Source organism: Pseudoalteromonas sp. S3178 (assembly GCF_005886985.1).
Lineage (GTDB): Bacteria > Pseudomonadota > Gammaproteobacteria > Enterobacterales > Alteromonadaceae > Pseudoalteromonas > Pseudoalteromonas carrageenovora.
Map to the genome: position 1 here is coordinate 33,176 of NZ_PNCW01000085.1, position 8,643 is coordinate 41,818.

Consider the following 8,643-nt stretch of genomic DNA (forward strand, 5'->3'; position numbering starts at 1 on the left):
AATATGAGTACTTGTTGCTTTCATTGTCTTGAGAGTGTGCCTAAAGGGTTTAGTGCAACTGTTATTATAGATAACACGTCACAGCCAATGTGTTGTATTGGCTGCCAAGCGGTTGCGCAAAACATTGTTGATCAAGGCATGACCGACTACTACAAATACCGCACCGTTCGAGCCGGTAAAGTAGAGCAATTAGTACCAGAGCAACTCGCGTTTATAAAAAGCTACGACAATGAAGACATACAAGGTGAGTTTATAGCCACAAACGACAATATCTCTGAAGTATTTTTAAGTGTTGAAGGCATTACCTGTGCCGCGTGTGCCTGGCTTATCGAAAAGCAACTACTAAGCTTAAAAACAGTTAAGCGCGTTGACGTAAACACCTCAACTAACCGCGCTATGATCCAGTGGGATAAAACAAACACACCACTGAGTGAAATCATTACCGCTTTGGCTAAAATTGGCTACAAAGCCTACCCGTTCCAAGCTGATACAGAAGCCCAACAAAAGCAGCAAACAGCTAAAGCTTATATACGTCGTTTAGGTGTTGCTGGGCTGATGACCATGCAAGTAATGATGTTTGCATTTGCCATGTACTTTGGCATGTTTTCAGGAATGGATAGCAACTTTGAGCAATATTTTAGGTGGATAAGCTTAGTGCTTGCCTCGCCGGTTATTTTGTACAGCGCCCTGCCCTTTTTAACTAATGCCATTAATGGTTTGAAAGCCAAACAACTCAACATGGATTTACCCGTATCGCTTGCTATTTTTGGGGCTTATGGTGCTAGTTGTTATGCTACGTTTATGCAAGTGGGCGAAGTTTATTTTGAATCGGTTTGTATGTTTACCTTTTTGCTATTGCTAGGTAAATATTTAGAATTTAGAGCCCGATTAAAAGCCAGTGAATTTACAGCTAACTTACAAAAACTACTCCCTCTTACTGCCCGCACACTCGATGAAAACGGCAATGAGCACATTATTGCTGCAAAAAAACTAAAACTAAACGATATAGTACTCATAAAAGCTGGCGAAACTATTCCAGCCGACGGTGAGTTAGTTAAAGGTAAAACAACAGTTGATGAGTCAATGATGACCGGCGAGCATCAACCTGTTACTAAATTTATTGGTCACAATGTTTACGCCGGCTGCGTTAATCACGATGGCGTAATAGAAATAAAAATTAATAAAATTGGCCAAAACACGCTTTTAAACCAAATTATTCGCTTGCAACACAATGCATTAACCAAGCGCCCTAAATTAGTGGAGATAACCGATAAAGTAGCTCAGTGGTTTATTGCATCTTTACTTATATTTGCCTCTATAACTGCTATTGGTTGGTATCAAATAGACCCTGAGCATGCCTTTTGGATCACTATTTCGGTACTCGTTGCCACTTGCCCATGTGCTTTGAGTCTAGCTATTCCAACCGCACTTACATGCGCTGTTGCAACACTTACCCGAAAAGGCATATTGATAAAGCAAGCGCATGTACTTGAAACGCTCTCACAACTAACATTATTTGCTTTTGATAAAACAGGCACGCTTACCCAAGGAAAATTTACACTCGACGCGGTAGATATACTTGATGAAAAGTACAGCAAAGCTGACGTTTTACAAATAGCGGCTCAGCTTGAGCGTTATTCTGAGCACCCTATAGCGAGTGCATTTAACGAATACCCTCCCGCTAAACATGATTTAAATAATATAGAGGTGCATCCTGGCCTCGGTATTAGCGCACAAAATGCAGCTAACCATTATGCTATTGGTAAAAGCGGCTGGTTTGAGAGTAAAAAAACCAACGCTCAAGCCAGTTTGTATATAAACAAACAAGTAATCGCACGTTTTTATTTTGTTGATAAAGTAAAAAGTGATGCAACAAAACTTATTAGCTCTTTGCAGTCGCAAAATTTAAGCTGCCATATGCTAACGGGTGACGCTTCCGATGCAGGGCAAAAAATTGCTAAGCAGCTAAAACTTGAAAGTGTGCAAACAGGCCTCTCACCTAAAGATAAACAAACTGCTGTAGAGCAATGGTCATCGCAAAATGAGGTGGTTGCAATGGTGGGTGATGGCATTAACGACAGCCCCGTATTTGCCAGTGCTCATTTATCTATTGCAATGGAAACCGGCGCTGATATTTCTAAAAATAGCGCTGATGTAGTGCTATTAAATAGTGATTTAGCGTCAATTGATCACCTATTAAATGTGGCTAAACAAACTAGGCGTATTATTAAGCAAAACCTTGCCCTGTCTTTATTGTATAATGCCTCTATCTTGCCGCTCGCAGCCCTTGGTCTTGTTGCTCCATGGATGGCCGTTATTGGAATGTCTGCCAGCTCAATTATTGTTATTAGCAATTCACTAAGGCTTTTAAAGTTATGAGCATTATTTATATTTTGATCCCGATTGCTATATTGTTCGTCATTATTGCCATTGGTGTATTTTTTTGGGCTGTTAAAAGCGAACAATTTTCTGATTTAAACAAACAAGGTCACAGTATTTTGTTTGAAGATGATAAAGAGCAGCACAACAAAAGCAATGATTGACCCTCTTTATATTAGCGCTTTTTTAATGGGCCTAATTGGTAGCGGCCACTGCCTTGCTATGTGCGGAGGTATTGCAAGCTCTTTACAATTAGCCAGCGACAAGCGTAAAACTCTTACCTACTCATTCGCTTATAATATTGGGCGAGCATTAAGTTACATGGTTGCAGGCTCACTCGTTGCGGGTATAAGTAGCCAATTTGCTAAACAAAATACATCATTTTCTATAACGCTTTCATTTATTGCAGCAATTTTTATGCTTTTGGTAGGCGTTTACATAATGCGTTTAGGTCCTACATTGCAATGGTTAGAGAAAATAGGCAAAACGCTTATTTGGCAGCATATTGTTAAGCTTAATAAATATTTAATGCCCGTTGACTCGACAGTTAAAGCATTGGGTTATGGCGCGTTATGGGGTTGGCTTCCGTGTGGTTTGGTTTATTCAGCATTAACGTGGGCAATGACGAGCCCTACAGCCTTTGATGGCGCTATTGTAATGTTATGCTTTGCAGTAGGGACATTTCCAGCCATGATCACACTTGGCTTAACGGCGCAAAAACTTAATAGCATAATAAACCATCCTTGGACCCGTATTGTATTAGGTAGTGTTATAATTTGGTATGGTATCTACTTATTGATTATTGCAACCGACAAGTTAGTACATTAATGTTTATGGTGTATTAACCTTTCGAGGTTTATTTGCCCCAGTATATAAAAACTAAAACGGATTAAATTATGGATTTCTCTCAAAGTCGCGCTAAAAGTAATTGTGCTATTAGCTGTAATAACTGCAGTATAAGCCAATTGTGTTTGCCGTTTTCGTTAAATGGCCAAGAAATGGATAAACTTGACGAAATTATTGAGCGAAAAAAACCACTACATAAAGGCGACTATTTATTTGAGTCCGGCGCACCTTTGCAGGCTATTTACGCTGTACGCTCTGGCTCATTTAAGTCTTATACACTCTCAGAGCAAGGTGATGAGCAAATTACAGGCTTTCATTTAGCTGGCGATTTAGTCGGGTTTGATGCTATTAGCAAAATGGCCCACCAAAGCTTTTCTCAAGCACTTGAAACCTCAATGGTATGCGAAATTCCATTTGATACCCTTGACGAACTCGCTGGTAAATTACCTAAGTTACGCCAGCAAATAATGCGTTTAATGAGCAGCGAAATTACCTACGATCAAGAAATGTTGTTACTGCTTAATAAAAAATCAGCAGAAGAGCGCTTAGCCAGCTTTATTTATAACCTTTCAGAGCGTTTTGGTGAACGTGGTTTCTCGCGTAAAGAATTTAGATTTACCATGACCCGTGGAGAAATCGGTAATTACTTAGGTCTAACCGTTGAAACCATTAGCCGTTTATTAAGCCGTTTTCAAAAAGCCGATTTAATCAAAGTTGAAGGTAAGTTTATTACTATTTTAGATAACAGTGCGCTGGCAAAAACTGCGGCAATAGTTAAGCCTTGCTAAGCCAGTACTCGCTGTAACTTTGATTTAGAACAACAATTTGTGTGCTACCCCTTTAACTGTTTTGTATTTGCGTTACACTAAATATAGAACTTCAACTAAGGAGTAGCTCATGAACACCATAAAACGCATTTTAGCGGTTATCGATCCTACCAAAGACGACCAGCATGGCTTATCACGCTCAATTGAGCTTGCCAAAAAATCTGGCGCAAGTATTACCGCCTTTATGACGGTTTACGACTTCTCTTACGAAATGACTACCATGCTCTCTGGCGAAGAACGAGAAGCCATGCGAAGCGCTGTTATAAAAGACCGCGAACTTTGGCTAACCGACTTGGTCTCTCCCTATAAAAATATCAATATAGATACCCAAGTGGTTTGGCATAACCGTCCTTACGAAGCCATTATTAATACCGTTATGGAGCAAAGCTTTGACCTAGTCATTAAAGGCACACATCAGCACGGCGCGCTTAAATCAGTTATATTCACCCCTACCGATTGGCATTTAGTACGAAAATGCCCTGCCCCGGTGTTGTTTGTAAAAGAAATGGCATGGCCAGCTAATGGTAATATTTTAGCTGCTATTAACGCAGTAAGCGAAAACGATGAACACGTTGCACTTAACAAACGCATTATTAAAGATGCACAGTTTTTATGTGAACTGGCAAACGCAAAACTCAACTTAGTTAATGCATACCCAGCAACACCTGTAAATATTGCTATCGAAATTCCAGAGTTTAACCCAGGTGTTTATAACGAATCAGTAAAAAAACACCACATTGAATCTACAACACAGCTTGCTAACGACTTTAATTTAACGACAGAGCAATGTTTTATTGAAGAAGGCTTACCTGAGGATGTGATCCCCGATGTAGCTAAACGTTTAAATAGTGAATTAGTGGTTATTGGCACTGTTGGGCGTACTGGTTTAAGCGCGGCTTTAGTGGGTAACACCGCAGAGCATGTAATTGATAGTTTAGATTGCGATGTACTGGCATTAAAACCAGACGGTTATGTTAGCCCTCTTGCCAAAAGTTAAACAAAGCCTTAACTAGCGCTTTAATACCCATAGTACTTGGGTATATAATACGCCCCTTTCTTTTTAGCAATTAACTTTGCGTATGTTTATCAAGGGGGCGTAATTGTCACATTCAGATCAAGCTAAAGCTCAATTTAATTTAAATAAGCTTCAAAAGCGTTTACGCCGCCAAACTGGTCAAGCCGTTATGGACTTCAATATGATTGAAGAGGGCGACCGCATTATGGTGTGTTTATCAGGCGGTAAAGATAGCTACACCATGCTTGAAATGCTTCAGCACCTTAAACGTGTTGCGCCAATTAAGTTTGACTTGTTCGTGGTCAACCTAGATCAAAAGCAACCAGGCTTTCCAGAGCATGTATTACCAGAGTATCTTGATAAACTTGATATCGAATACAAAATTGTTGAAGAAGACACCTACAGTATTGTTACCGATATAATCCCTGAAGGTAAAACAACGTGCTCACTTTGCTCTCGTTTGCGTCGCGGTATTTTATATCGTACGGCAAAAGAACTTGGCGCGACTAAAATAGCACTTGGCCATCACCGCGATGACATGATCGAAACACTCTTTTTAAATATGTTTTACGGTGGCAAGCTTAAAAGTATGCCGGCTAAATTAATGAGCGATAATGGCGAGCATATGGTTATTCGTCCATTGGCATATTGCAAAGAGGCCGACATAAGCCAATATGCTTTTGTACAGGGTTATCCTATCATTCCGTGTAACTTATGTGGCTCACAAGAAAACTTACAGCGTAAGCACACCAAAAACATGCTTGCTAAGTGGAACGAAGAACACCCTGGCCGTATAGAAAGTATTTTTACAGCAATGCAAAATGTAGTGCCTTCTCATTTAGCTGATGCTGAATTATTTGATTTTGAAAACCTAAAAACCGGTGAAGTAATAGATGGTGGTGATATTGCGCTAGATAAGCCAGATATTCCAAAAGTGCCTGTAAATACAGACGACGAGCAGCCAGCTCAAGCTGATGTAGTCACTATAAATTTAAGCTAAATTACACATTTAAGGGCTTATATTAAGCTCTTTTTAGCCCTTCGCTAATCCCTGTAAAAACTCTAAACTTAGCTTTTCTTGATTATTTGCCTGATACGGTAGTTGTTGTAAGCTATCGTATGCAAAATCGGTGATCTCAAAAATACTAACTTCACTATTACCAAAGCTATTGAGCTCACCAGGACTTGGTGACATCCTCTCAATCACAAAGTCACTTAAATGCATATCAGTAATACCTTGGGGTAACACCGACCAATGCGCTTTTAAGGTAACGCTTTGACTCCCTTGCGACAAACGCTCTTTAGCCACTAAATGTGCAAGAGGTGTATTACCACTGTATAAATTAGCCCTTACACGGTAAAGGCCACTCTTTTTTACAGTTAAATTTGCAGGCACAAGCATATTTTCATTTTGGGGGTAAGCATTTTCAAACCCAGTTAACGTGGCACTAGGCGCCATGTATTGAATCTGCGCGACTACTGGTACTTTTTTCCCTGCTATATCGGCATCAACAAATATTTGTAAATTACGTGGGTAGTCTTCTTTAGCTTTAAAAGTAACAATAGCCTCACCTTGTCGCGCTGAGCTCTTGTGAGTATTTAGCACCTCTTTGGTATCTGTATTTGATAACTCAACACTTACTTTAGTTAAGTTAGTTGCACTTACACTCAACTCAATTTCTTCTGGGTAAACATATCTATATTGCTTTAAGCTCAAAGTAAGCGCTTCAGTGCCCGATTCATCAATTGGGCTTATTACAGGATAAAATTGGTTTGGTTTTAAACGGTCTTCATCTTGCGGGTTTAAAGGTTGAGAGTAAGGTGGATATTTAAGTGCACTTTCATATTGCATAACCACTTGCTCTGCCGCTTTTGTTAAATCTTCATTAAAGGCAACTTGTTTTTTTGACTCTATTTTTTTATTTTTTGGTAAATCAATGGCTATCACTTTACTAGGAACAGGTGCAGTAGCCACAGCTGACTGATAAACCAACTGTTTTTTTCGCTCATCGATTGGAGCTTCATCACTTTGGTTAACAAACCATAAAGTATATAAAGCTATACTGATAAGTAACGCTACTGCGTAAAATTTCTTCATAAGTATTAAATATTCCTTTAAAGCGTGCAGATCACTGCACGCTATTAATGTTTATGGGATCACATTATAAATAAGTGCTGACGCACTTTTACTATTTGAGTCTTTTATATAACGGTACTGCTTTTTCCAAAACCAAGTACCTCTTGTTTTATCAAAAGTATTAAAACCAATATTTTGACCATCAACGCCTATATTATTCATTGCAATAGTCACATTACCTTTGCGCTGAGCGTTATGGATTTCATTATGGCTGTAACTGTCGCTCATCATCATTGGGTAATGGTTTGGCATAAAGCTATTTACAGCATCACCTTGCGACTTTAAACGTCCATCTGTATCAATACTTTGGCTGCAACTGCCAAAAGATTTTGCAGAGCTTGCGCCACATGACGAATGTGATGCCACTACCGAATCATCATTACCTTTTAAAAAACCACCTGTTATACCTAAATATGCATTTCCATCGGCTACAAAACGTAAACGAGGGGTACGTGCATCAGGAAGCGGTGAAATTTTACGCGCATTATTTACTTTTAAGTCGTGTAAAACGCCTACGGCTTCTGTTACATCACTTCCTAACCACCATTTGAGTGCGGCATCCACTGCAAAGTTCCATGCAGCGCCAGTTAATGCACTTACTGCAACATCTGCAAGCTCGCTACCACCACCTGCCCCCGCTAAATCAAAGGTAGCCACAATATTAAGTGGCTCAAGTCCTGCATTTTCTAGCCAATTTTCCTGATTATCAATAATATGACGTGCAATTAAATCACCCGTTGAATGCGTTACTAATACACAACCTTGATCGCATAGATTCGAGCGAGAAATTTGTTTTAATTTAGGCCATACCCAATCAGTTGCAATTTTACCTTCTACTCGCTCGTATGCAGGCCAATCAATACGTTCGTCAGCCCTGTTGTTCCAGTACGACTGCCAATAGGTCTCGCCATCATTAACAACGTCACTACCCGACTTGTTTGTTATTTGAGAAACCTGTAAACCATGAATTAATATAATTTTGTAGTCTTTACTTACCGCAGAAAAGCTCATTAACATAGCAAGGCCTGCACCAAGTAAATAACTTAGCTTTTGTGTGCGTTTTTTGTTGTTCATATAATTCCTTAATGGTGTGTGTTCAATGTGTTTTTGATCATTAAAGGTATTCATGTGGTGTTTTGTGCTGCGCTATACACAGCACAAGCATCAGTATTAGGAACAACGCTCAAAAATGCAACAAGTTATTATCATTTACTTAATTTAAATTTTTACTCAAATTAAATCAGTTAATTAATGGCCTATAATTGTAAAAAATGAAATTGTTTATAGGTGTTATATTAATTCGCTTAATTGAGTGAGCTATTTTGAGGCTATAAAAACATGTTGATAGCTAGGCAAAAAATTGGCTATTTACTTGTTCTCGGCAATTGATCCTGCATTGCTCTACCTTCTGCATCCATGCAGTCGTAAATGAGAATTTT

General features: G+C 39.2%; 8 protein-coding genes. 6 read left to right on the forward strand and 2 right to left on the reverse strand.

The features are described 5' to 3' along the window. Positions 1-3 precede the first annotated feature (3 nt). The 6 genes from CWC11_RS18965 (at position 4) to ttcA (ending at position 6,067) form a co-directional block, all read left to right on the forward strand. Positions 4-2,379 (forward strand): heavy metal translocating P-type ATPase, encoded by a 2,376-nt coding sequence (locus CWC11_RS18965; protein ID WP_138683937.1) that lies wholly within the window; start codon positions 4-6, stop codon positions 2,377-2,379. Beyond that, complete coding sequence (gene ccoS / locus CWC11_RS18970; protein WP_002963071.1) at positions 2,376-2,543, forward strand: cbb3-type cytochrome oxidase assembly protein CcoS; 168 nt, start codon at positions 2,376-2,378, stop codon at positions 2,541-2,543. The genes CWC11_RS18965 and ccoS overlap by 4 nt, the downstream gene beginning before the upstream one ends. Next, positions 2,536-3,207 carry a sulfite exporter TauE/SafE family protein gene (locus CWC11_RS18975; protein WP_138683938.1) on the forward strand — a complete coding sequence of 224 codons (672 nt, stop codon included), beginning with the start codon at positions 2,536-2,538 and terminating at the stop codon, positions 3,205-3,207. Before ccoS ends, CWC11_RS18975 begins: the two co-directional genes overlap by 8 nt. Positions 3,208-3,275: 68 nt before the next feature. Next, positions 3,276-4,013 (forward strand): FNR family transcription factor, encoded by a 738-nt coding sequence (locus CWC11_RS18980; RefSeq protein ID WP_138683939.1) that lies wholly within the window; start codon positions 3,276-3,278, stop codon positions 4,011-4,013. A gap of 109 nt (positions 4,014-4,122) precedes the next feature. After that, on the forward strand, positions 4,123-5,049 hold the full coding sequence (gene uspE, locus CWC11_RS18985) for a universal stress protein UspE (RefSeq protein WP_138683940.1): 927 nt from the start codon (positions 4,123-4,125) through the stop codon (positions 5,047-5,049). Between the two features lie 103 nt (positions 5,050-5,152). Then, complete coding sequence (gene ttcA, locus CWC11_RS18990) at positions 5,153-6,067, forward strand: tRNA 2-thiocytidine(32) synthetase TtcA (RefSeq protein ID WP_058549672.1); 915 nt, start codon at positions 5,153-5,155, stop codon at positions 6,065-6,067. 33 nt (positions 6,068-6,100) lie between these two features. Here the strand turns inward: ttcA and CWC11_RS18995 are convergent, their stop codons facing one another. Both CWC11_RS18995 and CWC11_RS19000 read right to left on the reverse strand, forming a co-directional pair. Beyond that, positions 6,101-7,165 carry a hypothetical protein gene (locus tag CWC11_RS18995; protein ID WP_138683941.1) on the reverse strand — a complete coding sequence of 355 codons (1,065 nt, stop codon included), beginning with the start codon at positions 7,163-7,165 and terminating at the stop codon, positions 6,101-6,103. Between the two features lie 51 nt (positions 7,166-7,216). Then, entirely contained in the window at positions 7,217-8,278 is a 1,062-nt protein-coding gene (locus CWC11_RS19000; protein ID WP_138683942.1) for a hypothetical protein, read from the reverse strand. Between the last annotated feature and the right edge of the window lie 365 nt (positions 8,279-8,643).